This window comes from Asticcacaulis taihuensis (assembly GCF_900100255.1).
Lineage (GTDB): Bacteria > Pseudomonadota > Alphaproteobacteria > Caulobacterales > Caulobacteraceae > Asticcacaulis > Asticcacaulis taihuensis.
The window spans coordinates 1-19,188 of record NZ_FMTS01000012.1 but is presented as its reverse complement, the minus strand read 5'-3'; the positions used below and the strand labels follow the sequence as shown (position 1 = coordinate 19,188).

General features: G+C 58.8%; 16 protein-coding genes. 14 read left to right on the top strand and 2 right to left on the bottom strand.

Features of this window, described 5'->3' with window-relative positions:
- Positions 1-147: 147 nt before the first annotated feature.
- The gene (gene pbpC / locus BLO49_RS17715) at positions 148-2,238 is read left to right on the top strand and encodes a penicillin-binding protein 1C (RefSeq protein WP_245679090.1); all 2,091 of its coding nucleotides are present in this window, start codon (positions 148-150) and stop codon (positions 2,236-2,238) included.
- Here pbpC and BLO49_RS18280 read toward each other — a convergent pair.
- Positions 2,219-3,082, bottom strand: a complete 864-nt coding sequence (locus BLO49_RS18280; protein ID WP_139159736.1) for a hypothetical protein — start codon at positions 3,080-3,082, stop codon at positions 2,219-2,221. The genes pbpC and BLO49_RS18280 overlap by 20 nt on opposite strands.
- 21 nt (positions 3,083-3,103) lie before the next feature.
- Positions 3,104-4,759: an MFS transporter gene (locus tag BLO49_RS17710; RefSeq protein ID WP_090650910.1), complete on the bottom strand. Its 1,656-nt coding sequence runs from the start codon at positions 4,757-4,759 to the stop codon at positions 3,104-3,106.
- Between the two features lie 160 nt (positions 4,760-4,919).
- Between BLO49_RS17710 and BLO49_RS17705 the strand changes: the two genes are divergently transcribed.
- From BLO49_RS17705 to BLO49_RS17645, 13 genes are all read left to right on the top strand, one after another.
- Complete coding sequence (locus tag BLO49_RS17705) at positions 4,920-5,165, top strand: hypothetical protein (RefSeq protein ID WP_090650908.1); 246 nt, start codon at positions 4,920-4,922, stop codon at positions 5,163-5,165.
- Positions 5,166-5,259: 94 nt separating this feature from the next.
- Complete coding sequence (locus BLO49_RS17700; RefSeq protein WP_090650907.1) at positions 5,260-5,880, top strand: carbonic anhydrase; 621 nt, start codon at positions 5,260-5,262, stop codon at positions 5,878-5,880.
- Positions 5,881-6,110: 230 nt separating this feature from the next.
- Positions 6,111-7,019 (top strand): aldo/keto reductase, encoded by a 909-nt coding sequence (locus BLO49_RS17695; protein WP_090650905.1) that lies wholly within the window; start codon positions 6,111-6,113, stop codon positions 7,017-7,019.
- Between the two features lie 168 nt (positions 7,020-7,187).
- Entirely contained in the window at positions 7,188-8,084 is an 897-nt protein-coding gene (mutM, locus tag BLO49_RS17690; RefSeq protein ID WP_090650902.1) for a bifunctional DNA-formamidopyrimidine glycosylase/DNA-(apurinic or apyrimidinic site) lyase, read from the top strand.
- 180 nt (positions 8,085-8,264) lie between these two features.
- A complete protein-coding gene (gene rpsT / locus BLO49_RS17685; RefSeq protein ID WP_090650901.1) occupies positions 8,265-8,534 on the top strand; it encodes a 30S ribosomal protein S20 in 270 nt (89 codons plus the stop codon).
- Between the two features lie 928 nt (positions 8,535-9,462).
- Positions 9,463-10,881: a chromosomal replication initiator protein DnaA gene (gene dnaA / locus BLO49_RS17680; RefSeq protein WP_090650899.1), complete on the top strand. Its 1,419-nt coding sequence runs from the start codon at positions 9,463-9,465 to the stop codon at positions 10,879-10,881.
- A 203-nt stretch (positions 10,882-11,084) separates the two neighbouring features.
- Entirely contained in the window at positions 11,085-12,218 is a 1,134-nt protein-coding gene (gene dnaN, locus BLO49_RS17675; protein ID WP_090650898.1) for a DNA polymerase III subunit beta, read from the top strand.
- Between the two features lie 138 nt (positions 12,219-12,356).
- Entirely contained in the window at positions 12,357-13,556 is a 1,200-nt protein-coding gene (locus tag BLO49_RS17670; RefSeq protein ID WP_090650896.1) for a DNA replication/repair protein RecF, read from the top strand.
- 14 nt (positions 13,557-13,570) lie between these two features.
- On the top strand, positions 13,571-16,021 hold the full coding sequence (gene gyrB, locus BLO49_RS17665) for a DNA topoisomerase (ATP-hydrolyzing) subunit B (protein WP_090650894.1): 2,451 nt from the start codon (positions 13,571-13,573) through the stop codon (positions 16,019-16,021).
- 59 nt (positions 16,022-16,080) lie between these two features.
- The gene (locus tag BLO49_RS17660) at positions 16,081-16,968 is read left to right on the top strand and encodes a hypothetical protein (RefSeq protein WP_090650892.1); all 888 of its coding nucleotides are present in this window, start codon (positions 16,081-16,083) and stop codon (positions 16,966-16,968) included.
- Between the two features lie 118 nt (positions 16,969-17,086).
- The gene (locus BLO49_RS17655; RefSeq protein WP_281187320.1) at positions 17,087-17,437 is read left to right on the top strand and encodes a diacylglycerol kinase family protein; all 351 of its coding nucleotides are present in this window, start codon (positions 17,087-17,089) and stop codon (positions 17,435-17,437) included.
- Between the two features lie 59 nt (positions 17,438-17,496).
- Positions 17,497-18,030, top strand: a complete 534-nt coding sequence (locus tag BLO49_RS17650) for a PadR family transcriptional regulator (RefSeq protein WP_090650889.1) — start codon at positions 17,497-17,499, stop codon at positions 18,028-18,030.
- On the top strand, positions 18,027-18,887 hold the full coding sequence (locus BLO49_RS17645; protein ID WP_090650887.1) for a hypothetical protein: 861 nt from the start codon (positions 18,027-18,029) through the stop codon (positions 18,885-18,887). The genes BLO49_RS17650 and BLO49_RS17645 overlap by 4 nt, the downstream gene beginning before the upstream one ends.
- The last annotated feature ends 301 nt before the right edge of the window (positions 18,888-19,188 follow it).

Genomic DNA, 19,188 nt, shown 5'->3' with positions numbered 1-19,188 from the left:
GCGCTCGCATCAAGATTTATCTTGGTGCGAAGTCCGTGACGGAGGGGGCGTGTCAGACGACAGGAAAGCCCCCTCCGTCAGCGACACCGGCTCTGCGAGCCTTGCGCTGACACCTCCCCCGTACGCTTCGCTACAGGGGAGAATCAGGTGAAGTTCTCTCCTGTAAATCCCGATTCCCTGATCCGGCCGCTGGTCAAGACCCTGATCGGCGTGATGGGCTTTCAGGTCGTTATTGCGGCCGCGAACCTGATCTTCCCGCCGGATATGTCGCGTGCCCAGACCGCGTCCGCCGTGGCGCTGGACCGCAATGGCGCGTGGCTGCGCGCCTTGCCGGTTGATAATGGCCGCTGGCGTATCCGCGCCGATCTCGACCGAACCGATTCTTCCTTTATCCACCGCCTGCTGCGCGTCGAGGACGAGCGCTTCTATTTCCATCCCGGCGTCGATGCCACCTCGATCGTGCGGGCGCTGCTCTCCAATATCCATGCCGGTACTATCATCTCCGGCGGCTCGACCATCACCATGCAGACGGCACGATTGCTCAGTCCGCATCCGCGTGACTATGGCAATAAGTTGATCGAGGCCCTGCGCGCCGTGCAACTCGAAATGCGCTATTCGAAGCGCGAAATCCTGGCGCTGTATCTGACGCTCGCCCCCTATGGCGGCAATCTCGAAGGGGTGCGCGCCGCCTCACTCTCCTATTTCGGCCACGAGCCGGAAAGCCTGACCCTGGGTGAACAGGCGCTTTTGATCTCCCTGCCTCAGGCGCCGGAAGCGCGCCGGCCCGATCGCAGACCGGCCAATGCCCTGAAGGCGCGCAACCTGATCCTCAAGCGCATGGCCGATGCCAATATCATCGGGGCATCGCAGGCTAATGAGGCGATGAATGAGCCGATAGTCACCTCACGATTCGTCTTCCCGACGCTTGCCTGGCACACGGCCGGTCGGTTGGCGCGCGAGGTCAAGGGCTTGCAGGCGACGGTGGTGACGAGCATCGATGCCAATCTGCAAACCCGGTTAGAGGCCATGGCCGCAGCCACCGCCAAGGATCAGGGGCCGAACTCATCGGTCGCCATCATCGTGGTCGATATCAAGACACGCGGGGTGCGCGCCAGTGTCGGTGGTGGCGGGCTGGAGCGTCCCGGAGGCTGGATGGACATGACCCGCGCCATCCGCTCACCCGGCTCGGCGCTGAAACCCTTCATCTACGGCTTTGCCTTCGAGGATGGCGTAGTGGCGCCCGATACCCGCCTGATGGACGCCCCGACGCGCTTTGGCGATTACCAGCCGGAGGATTTCGACCGGGTGTTCCATGGCGAAGTCTCGGCCAAGGAAGCCCTGATCAATTCGCTCAATGTGCCGGCGGTGGCGGTGCTCAATCGCATCGGGCCGGAAGCTTTTCAGGGCCGGCTGGAGGCGGTCAATGTGCCGCTGTTCGTACCGAAATCCGGCCTGAAAGAGTCGGGTCTCGCTCTGGCTCTGGGCGGCGAGGGGATACGCCTCAGCGATGTCGCGCTTTTGTATGCGGCGCTGGGCGATCATGGTCTGGCGCGGCCGCTCGCATACCGGCTGGCAGATGAAAAAACGACTGGCGGACAGCGGCTGATGCGGCCGGAAGCGGCGGATCGGGTGATCAGCATTCTGCGCGAAACACCGCCGCCGGAAGGCCGCCTGCCGGGGCCGCTGATGAAGAACGCCAACCGCCCGGCCTTCAAGACGGGCACCTCCTACGGCTATCGTGACGCGCTGGCGGTCGGTGTTGCCGGCGGCTATGCCGTGCTGGTGTGGACCGGCCGTCCGGATGGCGGGACGCGGGCGGATCAGACCGGCCGCGAGGCTTCGGCGCCGCTGCTGTTCGATGTCTTCGATCAGTTGCAGGCGCCGAGCCGGGTGCCGCAATCGATCGCGCCGGGCAATGCGCCGAAGGGGCTCAGGATGATGAGCGGAGATACCGGCAAGGCGTCGATCCTGTTCCCGCCGAATAAGGCCACGGTCTATGTCGAGGTAAAGGACGCCGCGCAGAAGCTGAATGTGGTGTGGCCGCTGAAACTGTCGGCGCGCGGTGTCCGCCCGGTGCAGTGGTATGTCGATGGCCAACCGCTGAAGCTGGACGAAAATGGCGAATGGAGCTGGTCACCGCCGACCGAAGGTTTCTTTGAATTAAGTGTTATCGATGCCGAAGGGCATGAGGACAGGAGCCATGTGCGGGTCAAGGCGATTAGGGGTGAAACGCGTTAACTGGCCTTTTTGTATCTGGCCTGAATGTCATAGGCCACAATAGGGCAAAGGTTGGCGTGTACTCAATATCACCCTGGCGGTTATAATCCATCATACGCGGATTGAGCCAGCGAGTTGTGCGCATGGTCCAGTATCCCTGTTCATCGCGCTTTACCCTGGCGTCGAAGGCCAGAAAGTAGCGATCCCTGATCCCAAACGGCTTCATATCATGCAGACAGGTAACCGTGAGTTGGCTTGAATTTTGCCAGTCAACTACATGACAACTCGGATTAAAATGGGCAATTAGCTTGCGTTCCGGCCATTGGTAGAGTTTGAAGCCATCGCCAGGAAAGCCATTCCCCCCAACGCCTATCAGACGGCCGTCAGGCGAGGCACTTGCGTCTGAAACAGTCCAGCGCGTTCCGTCTGACATCACAATGAAGCGTGTTTCAAGCTCTCCCGAATGACATGCAAGTTTTGCGAGATATGAAATCCGTTGCGTCACAGAATCACGCGTTGGCAACAGGCTTTGCAAATTATAGCTGTCGCAACCTTCCGATCCTTTCAGAACGGGCGTCAGTCGCACAGACGGCTGGCCTTGATAAAAAACCAATACGTCGTCGCCATCTCGCTTAATCAGATCGGGCGCCTGTTTTTGTAACTCTACTTCACGAATGCGGGCTTCACACTCAAGCGGTGAGTCTTTGAAAGCATTGCCTCGGACAGGCACTTTATCGCATTCCGCTGAAAACCTGTAATCGTCGATAGGGCGTCGAGGCGCCTTGTAAGATTGATAGGCGGAAAAGGAAGCGTATGCCAGGCAAAACGCCCCTGCCAGCAAAAGGATAAAACCGAATTTACGCATGATGTCCCCCCGAAATATTGTCTACTCGATCTTGTGCAGATCGCGGCCGTGGGTTTCCTTGAGGAACAGCAGTGACACCAGAACCGCCAGCAGACCAGTGGCGACGGGATACCACAGGCCGAAATAGATATTGCCTGAGGCCGCCACCATGGCGAAGCTTAATACCGGTTGCAGGCCGCCGAACCAGCCGGTGCCGATATTGTAAGGCAGGCTCATGGCGGTGTAGCGCACGCGGGTTGGGAACATTTCGACGAGCGCCGAGGCCATCGGTCCATAAAGCGCCGTGCAGGCCACGGCGAAAATGCACAATATGCCGAACATCGCCCACAGATTGGCTTTCTTCGGATCGGCCTTTTCGGGATAGCCAGCGGCTTTCAGAGCGGCCTTCACTTCGCCCGCCGCCTTGGCTTTCAGCGCCTTGAGGCCGGCCTTGTCCAGCCCCATGCCGGACGGCACGGTAATGATCTGCGCGCCGATATGGATTGTGGCGCTTTGGCCGGCGGTGGTGTCGGCACGGCTGACATAGGGGGTGCCGATACCAGTCACCACGCTCTTGGCGAGGTCGCACGGTGTGGTGAACTGCGCGGTGTTGAACAGATCGAACTGGAAGCTGCATTGCGCCGGATCGGCCACGACGTAAACCGGATTGGTGCGTTGTGCGGCTTCGAGATCGGGATTGCCCAGCTTCATCAACGCCTGATAGCCGGGAAAGAAGGCGATACAGGCCAGCAGGATGCCGAACACCATCACCGGCTTGCGGCCGATCTTGTCGGAAAGCGCGGCGAAAGCGACATAGAGGCAGGCAGACACGAGCGTCATGCCCATGACCAGGGTATTCATATCGGCCGGATCGAGCCTGACGATCGAGGTCAGGAAGACCTGGGTGTAGAAAAAGGTGGTGTACCACACCACGCCCTGCGCCGTCATGAAGCCGAAGAGGGCGATCAGCATCCCTTTGAAGTTCGGCCAGCGGGTGAAGATTTCCGAAAGAGGTGATTTGGCCAGTTGGCCCTGCTCGTGCAGCGCCTTGAAGGCCGGGCTTTCGGCCGTTCTGGCGCGGATATAGACGGAAACGGCCAGCAGACCGGCCGAAACGATAAAGGGAATACGCCAGCCCCAGTCGGCAAAGACCGGCTCCGAAATGGTCTTGCGGGTGACGAGAATGACTACCAGCGCCGCGATCAGGCCGAAGCCAGCCGAGGTCTGAATCCAGCCGGTATAGGCGCCGCGCTTGTTGGCCGGGGCATGTTCGGCCACATAAATGGCCGCGCCGCCATATTCGCCGCCGAGCGCAAAACCCTGGACGATACGTAAGATTATCAGCAGTACAGGCGCCAGAATGCCGACCTGTTTGTAGGTCGGCAGCAGGCCGATGGCGATGGTGGCCAGGCCCATGACGAGGATGGTGTAGAGGAAGGTGCCCTTGCGGCCCTTCTTGTCGCCGATATGGCCGAAGACCAGCGCACCGAGCGGCCGGGCGATAAAGCCCACAGCAAAGGTGGCCAGGGCCGCAATGGTGGCCAGGGTTTCATTCAGGCCGGCGTAAAAGTTCTGGGCGATGATGGTGGTCAGCGAGCCGAAGATGAAGAAATCGTACCACTCGAAGGTCGTGCCTGCCGCCGAGGCGATTACGATGGTGCGCAGGTTCTTCTTTTGCGATGTGTCTTCGGTCGTCATTCAGGGCCCCTGTCTGGCCCGTATGTTCGGGCTTATGGCCAAGATGTGACGGAAAATATCACAGAAAACAAGGCTATTCGTTAGACCTGTTGCGGCCTCTGGCGCCGGGCGGAATTTAAGGTTAAGGTGGCGTTAAGGAACTGTTTTGAGGGGGTCAAAGATGAAGTTTTCCGAACCTGTCCGCGCCGCCGAGGGACTGACCTCCTATGCCAGGGTCAGGCGGGTGCAGTGGGGACCGCTGGTGCTCAGCATTGTCGAAGGTTTACTGGGCCTGGTCGGCGTGGTGCTGCTGATCCTGTTTTTCCGCTACGGATCGTTTGAAAAGGCCGGCCTGAACATTGATCAGGGTATTGGCTGGCTAAAGGACCAAATAAGCGAACAGGCGAGCGGTCGTATCTCCGCATAGTCAGGTTGTATTACGCAGGGCCGGCGACAAAAGCGCTTGATCTGACCGCTCACGGCCCTATAAGACCGCAAGTCTTTTGTGAGGGATACGGGTCATGCTGGATCAACTGATCGAAAACAATCGCCGTTGGGCACATCAGAAGACCGAAATCGATCCCCAGTTTTTCAAGCGCCTCGTGGCCCAGCAGTCGCCGGAATATTTCTGGATTGGCTGCGCGGACTCGCGCGTGCCCGCCAACGAAATCGTCAATCTCGATCCGGGCGAAATGTTCGTCCACCGCAATATCGCCAACCTGACGCCTTCGCAGGACGCCAACTATCTGAGCGTACTGCAATATGCCGTGCAGGTGCTGAAGGTGAAGCATATCCTCGTGGTCGGCCATTATGGCTGCGGCGGGGTGCGGGCGGCAATCGAGTCTTCGGGCGATGCCCTGATCGACCACTGGCTGTCGCCGATCCGTGAAGTGGCGCATACCCACCAGCATGAGCTGTCCGAAATCGGCGACGACGTGCAGAAATTTGACCGTCTGTGTGAACTGAATGTCATCTCCCAGGCGCGCAATGTCGCCCTGACGCCGATCGTGCAGAACGCCTGGCGCGCCGGCCAGCCCCTGACCATCCATGGCTGGGTCTATTCCATCGCCAACGGGCTGGTCACCGACCAGGGGGTCAGTATGGCAAACCTCGAAGACCGCCAGCGAATCTTCAACATTTAGGGGATGGAAAAATTAACCCACCATTTTCGAGGCGCGGCGATAAAAGCCTGATTTTCTGACCGATATGCGAATATTAATGGCGCATTAACCATGTTTTTTATCAAAAAAACGGGTAAGCCGCATGGGTTTCTTATTTCCCGTAAAGACCTTCTTTAACATTTCCCGTCCAAATTCATGCCTGTCCTTACGTGGTTAAGGAATCTGGTTAAGTTTTTGGAAAAGACGCACCTATGGCGGCAAGCCTCGGTCTCGGTTCAGCGCAGTTTGGCGGTGACTACGGTATTTCGAACACGCGGGGCCGCGTGGGCGAGGATGAGGTGCGCCAGATCCTGGAACTGGCCGCTGATTGCAAGATTCTCAATATCGACGCCTCACATCATGATGGCGATGTCGAGCGCGTGCTTGGCCGCAACTGGCCATTTCCATCGCCTTTCAAGCCGCAGGTGCGCACGCTGCGCCTTGAAAATGGTCTCGAATGGCTGGAATCGCGCCTGCGCCGGTCGGTAGACCACATGGGACTGGTGCGTGCCCATGCCGCGCTGGTCGATCGCGCCGAAGACCTGATGGGTCCGGATGGCGATGCCCTGTGGGCGCGTCTGGAAAAATTGAAAGGCGAGGGCCTGATCAGCAAGATTGGCATCAGTGCCACCGCGGCCGATCAGCCGCTGCTGCTGGCCAAACGTTTCAAGCCCGATCTTATGCAGGTGCCGGCCTCGATCCTCGATCAGCGTCTGGTGAAGAACGGCACGATCGGTAACCTGGCCGATCTCGGCATCGAAGTTCAGATCCGCTCGGTCTTCCTGCAGGGGCTGCTGTTCCTGCCGCGGGAAAACCTGCCGGCCAATCTGGTGCCGGTCGGCCCGCATCTGTCGCGCGTGCGTCGCATGATGGCCGAAGGTGGCGCCGATCCGCTGCACGCGGCCCTGAGCTTTGCGCTCAATCTGGAAGGTGTCTCGACCGTCATGGTCGGCGTCACCTCGGCGGCCGAACTGCGCGCCATCGTGGCCGCCTCTGAACGCAAGGCGCCGAAGCTCAACTGGGACGCCATGGCGCTCACCGACGAGGTGGCGCTCGATCCGTCGCAATGGTTCGCCGATCTGGGCGAGCAGGCGACGCGGCGGCTGGTCAGGGTGGCGTAAAGGCCAGGGGTCACGGACCCCTGGACCCCAAACTCAAGAGTTATTGAAATAAATACGAAAAGACCGGGCCAAGCGGGCCCGGCTTTTTCGTATTTAAATCAGCAAGCCTTGTGTTATGGGGTCCAGGAGACTGTGTCCCCTGCTCTTACCCTCTCGGAACCATCGCCAATGCCCGAATTGCCCGAAGTCGAAACCGTCCGGCGCGGGCTGGAGCCGCATCTGCAAGGCGCCAAACTGAGCCAGGTTCGCCTGCACCGGCCGAACCTGCGCTATCCGTTTCCGGAGCGCTTTGTCGAGCGGCTGGAAGGCGCGGAGGTTCTGCGGCTGGAGCGGCGGGCAAAATACCTGCTGTTTTATCTCGATACGCAGGATATCTGGGTGACGCATCTCGGCATGACCGGGCGGTTTCAGGCTACGCGCCCCGAGATGAACGATAGCCCCGAAGACCTGGCGCGCTATTATCACGCCGTCGCGCCGGATGAGAAACATCTGCATTTCCAGTGCCTGGCTACGCTTCCGAACGGCGAGGTCAGCCGGATCGACTATTACGACCCGCGCCGGTTCGGCTTCATGCTGCTGTTGAAGCCCGATGAACTCTACGAGAGCAAATGGTTCAGGGGGCTGGGCGTCGAGCCGCTGTCTGATGAGCTAAACGCTGGTGTTCTGCTGAAAATGGTCGGGGGGCGCAATATCAATCTCAAGGCCCTGCTGATGGCCCAGGGCCATGAAAAAAGGGGTGGCATTGCCGGGCTCGGCAATATCTATGTCTGTGAGGCCCTGTGGCGGGCGCGGCTAAACCCCGATCACAAGGCGTCTGCTCTCACGCGGAAGGAAGCCGGGGCGCTGGTGGAGGGGATCAAGACGGTGCTGGAAGAGGCGGTGGCTTCCGGTGGTTCGTCGATCAGCGATTTCGCCGCGGCCTCTGGGGAACTCGGCTATTTCCAGCACCGTTTCTGCGTTTATGATCGTAAGGGCCAGCCGTGTCCGCGTCAGGATGGCGGCCTGATCGAGCGCAAGGTTCATCAGGGACGGTCGAGTTTCTACTGTCCGGTCTGCCAGAAGTGACGCCCGGAACGGGGTTTAATCACGGGTGTGAATAATTTTTGCCCCTGGAATGAGAAAAGCGTGTTTGCGTGCATTGACCGGGGGGGCGTCTTCGGTTATACCCCGCCCCCTTGAAATTCATGTCTTCGCCGCCCGTGGCGGGGACTTTTTAATCAACTGTCTCGTCCTTTAAGGTGATGAATGGCCAATAATCCTGGCGCCCGCAAGGCGATCCGCAAGATCGCTGCCCGTACCGAAGTCAACAAGGCGCGTCGTTCGCGCGTTCGTACGTTCGTGCGCAAGTTTGAAGAAGCCCTGACCGGCGGTAACGCCGACGCTGCCAAGGCCGCCTTTGTCGAAGCGCAGTCCGAACTGATGCGCGCCGTGTCCAAGGGCGTGGTTCACAAGAACACCGGTTCGCGCAAGGTTTCGCGTCTGGCCGCCCAGCTCAAGAAGCTGGCTACCGCCTAATCATACCGGAAGAAGCGACGGGCCTTTCCGGCTTCGTCGCTTTTTTTGTGTCTGTGCGGGATCGTGGGGATTAAATGTCTCCAATCCTTCCTTAATTCCTGAAAATACAAGGCATTATTTCACGACTGCTGCGGCGGACGGGGAATTTTTTGTTGCCGATTTTACCGTCGTGGCGCGTCCTTATTGAGGACGGTTAGGGGTAGAAAAATAATTGGCAATTATATGTTTAATTTCTCGTTACGGGCGAACAGGTTAGCAGAGTCAATAAAAATATCCGCTGCTGTTGATAAATTAGGTCATTGACCCGGCGGCGCAGGACGTTAATTTGTCCCTTCACCGCTGAACTCCTCCTGATACGGAGGAATTAGGCGGTTACCGGCCGAGCGCCGGACACTTGGGTAAAACAGACGCGCATCCGCCTGACGGTTACGTGTGTGTGTTGCTCAAAGGCTTATAAAATCGGGAGTGGCGGCTTTTTTGGCCAATATTTCCGGCAGCCTTGCAAACGGATTAGCTAACCTTTTCGGGAAGGCCGGAGTATTCCTTACTCTCGCTTTCCGGGATTTGACTTTTTCTGCCGGCGTCGTTTTTCGCGGTTCCGGCGTAAGGATGAGTATGGCCTGAAACGGGGCTGGTTATTCCCGTGAAAGGCGAAAAACAGGGGTGTTTAAACCCGGCTTCGCGGTCTGGTTTTCAACCCGCGGTTAAGGGTGGTTCATACTTAAGGGCGGCATGTCTTGTGGTGAAGGCGTGTGGTCCGGTTTCTCAAGGCGGTCTGGTGACGGAATGGTCACGGGCCGGACACAGGGCGGATGGTCGGGCGCTGTTACGGGATGATGATCCGGGCGGTTGTCGGTCGTTCTTTTAGTAAACGCGTAAAGTGGTGTGGGTTAAGGCAGATGATCGGGGCGATAAAAGAATGCCAAGCATGACAAGCTGGTCACCGATTTTACCTGAAACGGTATGGTCCAAAGTGGCGACAGTTCTCCGCAAGGAACTGGGAGAAGGGCCTTTCAATTCCTATGTGGCGCCGTCAAGCGTGCGCACCGGGCCTTATGGTGATCCGGTGCTCGTGACGCCGACGGCCTATGCGCGGGACTGGATTTCGCGCAATGCCGCCCGCCGGGCGCAGGAACTGTGGACGCAGCACGATCCGGACTCGCGGGTGCTGGAAATCAAGTCGCGCGTCGAATATGAAGACGCGACGCGGAACGGCGAGACGACCGCCTTGGACGCGGTGCCCGTAAAGGACGTGACGCCGGTGGCTGCGCCCGTGGTGGTAGAGGCCGTGGCGCCCAACCGCATCGGCGGTTTGCAGGAGCGCCTGACCTTCGACAGTTTCGTGGCCGGCCGCGGCAATGAATTCGCCTTCCAGATGTCGCGCCAGGTGGCGAGCTGGGCGGATGGTCATTTCAACCCGGTGTTTTTCCATGGTCCGTACGGCTACGGCAAGACGCACCTGCTGAACGCCATCGGCTGGGAGGCGCAGAGCCGCCGCCCGGATGCGAAGATCGTCTACCTGACGGCCGAAAAGTTCACCTCCACCTTCGTCAAGGCGCTGATGGACAAGTCCACGGCCGCTTTCAAGGATGAGGTGCGCGGCGCCGATCTGCTGCTGATCGATGATGTGCATTTCATCGGCGGTAAGACCTCCAGCCAGGAAGAGCTGTTCCACACGCTGACCTCGTTGATCGAAAACAATCGCCGTGTCGTTTTCACGGCCGATCGTCCGCCCTCGCAACTGACCGAGATCGAAGCGCGCCTGCGTTCGCACCTGTCCTCCGGGCTGGTGTGTGCGCTGGATGTGGCCGATCAAAGCCTGCGCATGGGCATTATCGAGCGCAAGCTCGAACAGTTGTCGCAACGCCTGGGCGCCGCCCAGAACCCGCGTTCCGATGTTTTACATTTTCTGGCCGAGCGTGTGCCGGGGTCGATCCGCGAGCTTGAAGGCGCGGTCAATACCCTGGTGGCGTCCGCTGGGCCGCGTCTTGGGAGTTTGACCTTGGAAGAAGCTATGGCGCTGTTGCAGCCGAATTTGAAGGTGGCCGTTGAACGCCGCGTCACCGTGGATGAAATCCAGAAGCTGGTTTCCGATCATTTCGGCCTGAAGCAGGCGGATCTCCTGTCCGAGCGTCGCACACGTTCGGTGGCGCGTCCGCGTCAGGTGGCCATGTGGCTGTGCAAGCAGCACACCACGCGTTCCTATCCCGATATCGGCCGCCGCTTCGGCGGACGGGATCATACGACCGTTCTGCACGCGGTAAAGAAGGTGGAAGAGTTGCTCCAGGCCGACGACCAGATCGCGCGTGATGTCGAGGCGCTGACGCGCAAGCTCCGTAATGTTTAAGGAGTTTGGGGGCTGTGGCCCCAAACCTTTATCTTCTTCTTTTTTCCTCGCCCAAGAGGTGAGGAAAAAAGAAGAATGAAGATGTGGGGTCGCGGACCCCACACCCCATTCGTACTTCTTGATCTTTACGCCTGATCGTCTAATGTCCGCCTCCCGGCTCTGTATTCCAGCAAGCCGGAATACAGGCCGGTAGGAATTACAAGATGCAATTTACCATCGAACGTGGCGCGCTCCTGAAAGCCCTGGGCCACGTCCAGAACGTTGTCGAACGTCGCAACACCATCCCCATCCTGTCCAATGTCCTGCTGTCCGCCGACAGGTCCGCTTCTGGGGGCCAGGTGTCCTTCTCGGCCACCGATCTCGACATGGAAATCGTCGATACCGCCGAAGCTATCGTTTCCGTCCCTGGCCAGATCACCGCGCCGGCCCACACCCTCTATGAAATCGTCCGCAAGCTGCCGGACGGCGCCGATGTCGAGCTGAAATTCGCCGCCGGTGACGATCCCCGCCTGTCGGTCTCGGCCGGCCGTTCGCGCTTTGCTCTGCCGGTCCTGCCGGCCGGCGATTTCCCCATCATGTCGAGCGATCACGAAGGCGTCTCCTACCAGATCCTGCGTGACGACCTGAAGCGCTTGATCGACAAGACGCGCTTCGCCGTCTCGACCGAAGAAACCCGCTATTATCTGAACGGCCTGTTCCTGCACTGCCTGGCCGAAGACGGCTCCAACTACCTGCGCGCCGTGGCCACCGACGGCCACCGCCTGGCCCTCGCCGAAATGCCCGCGCCCGAAGGCGCCATGGGCGGCGCCGGCGTCATCATCCCGCGCAAGACGATCGACCAGGCGCGTCGCCTGCTCGATGACGGCACCGGCTATGTCGATATGACCGTGTCTCCGGCCAAGATCCGCTTCCAGTTCGGCAATGCCTCCCTGACCTCAAAAATCATCGATGGCTCGTTCCCGGATTATGGCCGCGTCATCCCCAAGGGCAATGACAAGGTCATGACCGTGGATGCCGGCATCCTCTCCAAGGCCGTGGACCGCGTGTCCACCATTTCGGCGGAAAAGTCGCGTTCGGTGAAGATGACCATCGAGCCCGGTCGCCTGACGCTTTCGGTGCGTAATATCGAAGCCGGCCAGGCCGTTGAAGAGGCCGAGATCGATTACGATAACGAGACCTTGGATATCGGTTTTAACGCCCGTTATATCATGGATGTGATGGGCCAGATCGGCGGCGATACGGTCGAACTGCGCTTCTCGGATGCCTCCTCGCCGACCCTGGTGCTCGATCCGGTCGATAATGGTGTGCAATACGTGCTGATGCCGCTGCGGGTCTAATCATGAACATTTATCCTCCCCTGCAAAGCGGGGGAGGGGGACCACGAAGTGGTGGAGGGGGCTTTCTGACGTGGATTTTGCCCCCTCCGTCGCGGACTTCGCCGCGCCACCTCCCCCGCTTTGCAGGGGAGGATATTTATGCTTAAGCACGCCCTCCAGCACCTGTCCCTGACCGAGTTCCGCTCCTATGAGCGGCTGGATTTCGCCATAGCCGGCCGCAGCGTCTATCTCTATGGCCCCAATGGCGCCGGCAAGACCAACCTGCTGGAAGCCATCAGCGTGCTGGGTCCCGGCCGGGGTCTGCGCGGCGCGGCTTTCGCTGATCTTGGCCGCCGTTTGCCCGATGAGGCCAGAGGCCGCGCCTGGGGCGTGGCGGCGCGCTTTCATGAAGGCGAGGACGAGGTCCATCTCGGCACCGGTTCCGATCCGCGCGATCTTAACAAGCGCATTGTCCGCATCGATGGTGAGACGGTCACTGCCTCGCGCCTCCTCGAACATGTGCGCCAGATCTGGCTGACGCCCCTCCAGGACCGGCTTTTCCTTGAAGCCCGCTCGGAACGCCTGCGCTTTTTCGATCGCCTGGTTTATGCCGCGGATCACGGCCATGCGGCGACAGTCAGCGCCTATGAAAAAGCCCTGCGTGAGCGCCTGAAGCTGCTCACGGAAGCCTTTTCCGGTGGCCGGCCGGCGGATGATGCCTGGCTCACCCTGCTGGAACAGAAACTGACCGAAACCGGCGCGCAGATGATGGCGGCCCGCATTGCCGCCCTGGCAGCTCTGCAGGCCGAGATCGAGGGCCATCAGGGCGCCTTCCCGAAGGCCGACCTCAGCCTGACCGGCCTCATTGCGGAAGGCGACCTGCCGGAGGGCTATCGCCGCGCCCGCAGTCGGGATGGGGCCGCCGGGCGGTCGCTTTTCGGGCCGCACCGCATGGACTTGGCCGTGGTTCATCGTGAGAAAAACCGCCCCGCCGCCGATTGTTCGACGGGTGAGCAGAAGGCGCTTCTGCTGAACATTATCCTGGGGCAGGGGGCGCGGCTGGCAACTCCGAATGGCGGGACGCCATTCGGCAAGGGCGACCGCCCGTCCGAGCCTATGCGAGGAGCCATGCGGCGCTTGAGCTCACAGGGTGAAACCCTTTCCCAGCCTATCCTTCTGCTCGATGAAGTCGCGGCTCATCTCGACCCTTTGCGGCGCCACGCATTGTTTGACGAGACCCATGCTTTGGGGCTACAAACAGTGTTCACGGGCACTGATTTGGGCCTGTTCGACGGCCTGAAAAATCGTGCCCTGGGCGTGCGTATCGAAGGCGGTCAATTCATTGAATTTATTGAGTAAATAAAAGGCTTTCCATGACCGACCAACCCGAAGACGTGCCAGAAGAACTGAACAGCGGCCTGGATGCCAACGGACAGTCTGAATACGGCGCTGATTCGATCAAGGTTCTGAAAGGTCTCGATGCCGTCCGCAAGCGGCCCGGCATGTATATCGGCGACACTGATGACGGCTCCGGACTGCACCACATGGTCTACGAAGTGGTCGATAACGCCATCGATGAAGTGCTGGCGGGCCACGCCACCAAGGTCCAGGTGATCCTCAATCCGGACGGCTCCTGCACGGTGACCGATGACGGCCGCGGCATCCCGGTGGATATCCATGAAGGCGAGGGCGTTTCCGCCGCCGAAGTGATCATGACCGAACTGCACGCCGGCGGCAAGTTTGACCAGAATTCCTACAAGGTCTCCGGCGGGCTGCACGGCGTCGGCGTGTCGGTCGTCAATGCCCTCAGCGACTGGCTCGACCTGGTCATCTACCGCCAGGGCAAGAAGCATTCGGTGCGCTTTGAGCGCGGCGTTACCGTCAAATCGCTGGAAGTGATCGGCGAGGCGCCCAAGCGCGAGGATGGCAGCGACTATACCGGCTCGGAAGTCACCTTCTTCCCGTCCCTGACGACCTTCGCCTTCATCGATTTCGACCGCAAGACTCTGGAACACCGCCTGCGCGAACTGGCCTTCCTCAATTCGGGCGTGTCGATCCGTTTTGCTGACATGCGCGAGGCCGAGCCTTATGAAGTCCTTCTGCATTACGACGGCGGCATTGTCGAATTCGTCAAGCACCTCGACAAGTCGAAGACCTCGATCCTCAAGGCGCCGATCGACGTGCGAGGTGTGCGCGATAAGGTCGAGCTCGATCTCGCCCTGCAATGGAACGACAGCTATCACGAGACGATGCTGTGCTTTACCAACAATATTCCGCAACGCGACGGCGGCACCCACCTGGCGGCCTTCCGCGGCGCGCTGACGCGCGTCATGACGCAGTACATGGAATCCTCCGGTGCGGCCAAGAAGGAAAAGGTCTCGGTCACCGGCGAAGACGCCCGAGAGGGCCTGACCTGCGTGCTCTCCGTCAAGGTGCCCGATCCCAAGTTCTCGTCGCAGACCAAGGACAAGCTGGTCTCGTCCGAAGTGCGCCCCGCGGTCGAAGGGCTGGTCTATGAAAAGCTGTCGCAGTGGTTCGAGGAGAACCCAAACGAAGCCAAGGCGATTGTCTCCAAGATCGTCGAAGCCGCTTCCGCCCGCGAAGCCGCCCGCAAGGCGCGCGACCTGACCCGCCGCAAGTCGGCGCTGGATATTTCCAGCCTGCCCGGCAAACTGGCCGACTGTCAGGAACGCGACCCGGCCAAGTCCGAAATCTTCATCGTCGAAGGGGATTCCGCCGGCGGCTCCGCCAAGCAGGCGCGTAACCGCGAAAACCAGGCCATCCTGCCCCTGCGCGGTAAGGTACTCAACGTCGAGCGCGCCCGTTTCGACAAGATGCTCTCCTCCGAACAGATCGGCACCCTGATCGTGGCGCTCGGTGCCGGCATCGGCCGTGATGATTTCAATATCGAGAAGCTGCGCTACCACAAGATCATCATCATGACCGATGCGGACGTCGACGGCGCGCACATCCGTACCCTGCTGCTGACCTTCTTCTACCGTCAGATGCCGGAAATCATCGAGCGCGGCTATCTCTATATCGCCCAGCCGCCGCTCTATAAGGTGGCCAAGGGCAAGTCCTCGCGCTACGTCAAGGACGACAACGAACTGGATACCTTCCTGATCGAGGAAGGCGTAAGCGATGCCGTGCTGGCCCTGCCGACCGGCGAGCGCATCGTCGGCAACGACCTGGAAGCGCAGATCCGTGCCGCCAAGACCTTCAAGGGATCGGTCGATCGCCTGTCCTCGCGCGCCCCGGCCTTCGCCCTGGAGCAGGCGGCGCTGGGCGGCCTGTTCAGCGGCCACCCTGACCTTGATCGCGTGGCCAAGTCCCTGACCCGCCTCAACCAGGATGGCGACGGGCCGTGGAAGGTCGAGCCCGGTGAACTCGGTGGTTTTGTCTTCGAGCGGGTTCGCCGCGGCGTCACCGAAAAGATCGTGCTCGACGAGACCCTGATGCACAGCCAGGATGCTCGCCGCCTCGGTGAGCGCGCCGATGGCCTGGGCGATATCTATAACGCCGTCTCCATCTATACGCGCAAGGACAAGTCGATCGATATCCGCGGCCCGCTCGATCTGGTTTCGGCGGTGCTCGATGCCGGCCGCAAGGGCATGACGATCCAGCGCTACAAGGGCCTGGGCGAAATGAATGCCGAGCAATTGTGGGAAACCACGCTCGACAAGGACGTCCGCACCCTGTTGCAGGTCAAGGTCAACCATGCCGACGAGGCGGACGAGATGTTCTCGAAACTGATGGGCGATCTGGTGGAGCCGCGCCGCGAATTCATTCAGGAAAACGCCCTGAATGCGGAAGTGGACGCGTAAGTTAAGGGCTTCAGCAGATTAAATTTTGCTAATGGCAAGATAATATTTTAGAGGAAGATATGAATTTAGACTTCTCTGATAGGTATAAATTCTTGTCTTCTCTTGGTGTGGCTTTGGTAATATTGTCACTGACGGGATCATGGTTGTTTTATAAGGAGCCTTATGATCTATTAATCGAGGTAGATCAGATAAATAAATTAACGCCAATTGCTCAAAAGGCAATTGAAGTGCGACAATTTTATATCGAACGTATATTTGAGTGGCTTTGGTTAGCGCCTGCAGTTGCCACATCTGCGGGAACCGGGCTTGTTGCTTATGGCCTGTGGGGTTGGAGCCGAAAAGATGCAGACGCCATTGCTATAGGAAAAGCGTCTGATAACTTAAAAAACTTATCAGTACGGCCTGCTACTGAAGATGAAATTGAGTATAGGGCTGAAAATATATCCGAATATGTAGGTAATTTCGAGATTCATAATTTCGAAATTGATGAAGATAAGGGCGACCCTTCCAGAGCGCAAATAGAATCAAAAGTTGTTAATTTCATCGCAAATGTGGCTAAAGATACATACGATTCACTTGTTGAGTATAAATTTGGAGATGTGTATGCGGATTTGCTACTTAAATCTAGGAATGTGCTGCTTAAAGACTATATATTTGAAGTTAAAATCATAAACAAGGGTTTCAATTTTGATTGGTTAAAAGAAGTCGTTACTAAATTAAGGTATGCCGGTAAAGCGTATTCCTTGGTTAGCAATAAAATTCCAAACACTGTAATTGTAATAATTTCAAATGTCGCTTCTATGAAAAACGAAAAATATAGTAAAATTTATAGTGATATATATGCAAGTGGTGCAGCTAGAAGCGGAAAAGATAGAATATTATTCACATCAAAGAACAATTTATTGGCCATGTCCAATGCAGAGGCCCGAAAGTTCCTAGGAATTTGAATGTATACCAACTTTTATAACTTTAACAATAAGGTATGACCCAACGGAAACTCAGGAAATCCCACCCCCAAAAGAAAATCCCAGTGTCTCCTCCCGTCTGAAAAGCGTCGGCTATGCCTTGCGGGGCCTCAGCTTCATGCTGAAGACTCAGCATAATGCCTGGCTGCATCTGGCGGCGACGGTGGGGGTGATTCTGGCCGCGTCATTTCTGCAGGTGCGGCTGGAAGACTGGCGCTGGCTGATCGTTGCCATGGTCATGGTCTGGGTGGCCGAAGCTTTCAATACGGCGGTCGAATATGTCTGCAATGTCGTCTCACCGGGTTATTCCGAACTGGTGAAGCACGCCAAGGATATCGCCGCGGGGGCCGTTCTGGTCTGTGCTTTCGGCGCGGCGGTGATTGGGTTTCTGACGCTGTGGCCCTATGTCGAACTGATGCTCGACCGCTTCCACGGGCCGGTATCCCTGTAAAGCTTGCGCTTTAATACGCTTCGTATTACTTTGTCCTCAAATAGTACGGAGCGTATTAATTGCCGGTCGCCATCACGACTCTCGGTTATGCCCTTCTAGGCCTGATCCGCGCCGAACCACGCACGGGCTATGCCCTGCGCATGGTGTTTGAGACGACGCCGATGGGCAGTTATTCGAGCAGTCCGGGCAGCATATATCCGGCGCTCAAAGGACTGGAAAAGCAGGGACTGATCACGGCTGAGGCCGCCGGCAAGCGCAAGAGCGTTCTGCATATCACGCCGGAGGGGCGGCGGCAGTTTGAAACCTGGCTGACCGCGCCTATGGGGGCCGAGGAGGGTATCGATACGGCGCTTCTGCGCTTCGCCTTCCTGAACGATTATCCGGACCGGCAGGTCACGCTCGACTTCCTGACCGCGTTCAACACGGTCATGGCGGGCCGCGCGGCGGGCCTCAAAGGCTGGCTGGCGGGGGATGAGGCGAAAGCAATGCCATTGCAGGCGCGGCTCGCGGTTCTTCATGGTTTGCGGTCACTGGAGGCTTCGGCGCAGTGGGCGTCGGAGGCATATGTGGAATTGAAAGGGGAGGTAAAATGAACAGGTATGTGGTTTTTGCTTTGAAGTTCGCCGGCGTATGGCTGGCCCTGATTATCGGCCAGATGGCGGGCGGCATGATCGGTCAGATGCTGACCCACGCCGCGCCGCCGGCCATGAAACCCGACGGGCCTTTGAGCCTGACGGCGGCCATTGTGGTGGCGGCGGGCCTTTTTGCGGTTGTACTCTCAGCCATGGCGCCGGCGATGCAATGGTCGTTCTGGGGGCGTTTCGCCGCCCTGTTCGGCCTGCTCTACGGCCTGGAATCGCTGTTGTCGCTGATCGAGGCGATCTACTTCAATGCCTATGTCCATATGACGGATGCCCTGCTGTGGATGATGGCGGTCGGCAATGCGGTAAAGGCCGTGCTGGCGGCGTTGGTCTGCGCGCTTTTGTGGCGGGGAGAATCGCAGCCGGCGGAGCGCTTCAGCGGCCTGGCATGGAAGATACCGGTGATCATTCCGCTCTATATCGTCTTCTATTTCGGCGCCGGTGCGCTGATCGCCTGGCAGAGCGCCGATGTCAGGGCCTATTATGCGCAAGGCTTCCACATCGATCAGGGGCAACTGGCGCTTTTGCAGGTGGGGCGTGGCCTGATCTGGGCTCTGCTGGCCCTGCTGAGCGTGGCCAGCCTGACTGGCGGCACCTGGAAACGCGCGGTGCTGACCGGCCTGGCCTTTTCGGTCTTTATGGCGGCGACCCTGTTATATCCCAATCCGCTGATGCCGTGGTCGGTGCGGCATGTGCATCTGGTCGAGGTGGGGGTGTCGAATTTCCTGTTCGGTATATTGGCGGCGCTGATTTTGTTGGGAAAAGTAAGACACCCCACCACCACGCCTTCGGCGCGGTCCCCCTTGTAAGTTATTTCCATCTGTTCTTTTGTGGACAGCGCTGGAAGCGGTAGGCAGACCGTGTCCCCCTTGGGGTTTCATCCCGTTAGGAGCCAGGTCGCCTTCCGTTTTCCATCAACCCCGAACAGTCGCCAGGGACGGCCTTGCCGATCCCGATTATGCAAGGATGGGTCAGGATGGAAACGCTTATATATGTTGGTATCGATGTGTCCAAGGATCGTCTGGATGTTCACCTGCGTCCCTTGGGTGAGAGTTTTACCTGCGGTCAGTCTGCGCCTGAGATCGATGGTCTGGTCGTCCGCTTACAGGC

Bases quoted from the DNA above. Each gene is read 5' to 3' on its own strand.
- BLO49_RS18280 (WP_139159736.1), bottom strand. From the start codon at position 3,082: ATGCGTAAATTCGGTTTTATCCTTTTGCTGGCAGGGGCGTTTTGCCTG.
- BLO49_RS17710 (WP_090650910.1), bottom strand. From the start codon at position 4,759: ATGACGACCGAAGACACATCGCAAAAGAAGAACCTGCGCACCATCGTA.
- BLO49_RS17705 (WP_090650908.1), top strand. From the start codon at position 4,920: ATGAAGTTTTCCGAACCTGTCCGCGCCGCCGAGGGACTGACCTCCTAT.
- BLO49_RS17700 (WP_090650907.1), top strand. From the start codon at position 5,260: ATGCTGGATCAACTGATCGAAAACAATCGCCGTTGGGCACATCAGAAG.
- BLO49_RS17695 (WP_090650905.1), top strand. From the start codon at position 6,111: ATGGCGGCAAGCCTCGGTCTCGGTTCAGCGCAGTTTGGCGGTGACTAC.
- mutM (WP_090650902.1), top strand. From the start codon at position 7,188: ATGCCCGAATTGCCCGAAGTCGAAACCGTCCGGCGCGGGCTGGAGCCG.
- rpsT (WP_090650901.1), top strand. From the start codon at position 8,265: ATGGCCAATAATCCTGGCGCCCGCAAGGCGATCCGCAAGATCGCTGCC.
- dnaA (WP_090650899.1), top strand. From the start codon at position 9,463: ATGACAAGCTGGTCACCGATTTTACCTGAAACGGTATGGTCCAAAGTG.
- dnaN (WP_090650898.1), top strand. From the start codon at position 11,085: ATGCAATTTACCATCGAACGTGGCGCGCTCCTGAAAGCCCTGGGCCAC.
- BLO49_RS17670 (WP_090650896.1), top strand. From the start codon at position 12,357: ATGCTTAAGCACGCCCTCCAGCACCTGTCCCTGACCGAGTTCCGCTCC.
- gyrB (WP_090650894.1), top strand. From the start codon at position 13,571: ATGACCGACCAACCCGAAGACGTGCCAGAAGAACTGAACAGCGGCCTG.
- BLO49_RS17660 (WP_090650892.1), top strand. From the start codon at position 16,081: ATGAATTTAGACTTCTCTGATAGGTATAAATTCTTGTCTTCTCTTGGT.
- BLO49_RS17645 (WP_090650887.1), top strand. From the start codon at position 18,027: ATGAACAGGTATGTGGTTTTTGCTTTGAAGTTCGCCGGCGTATGGCTG.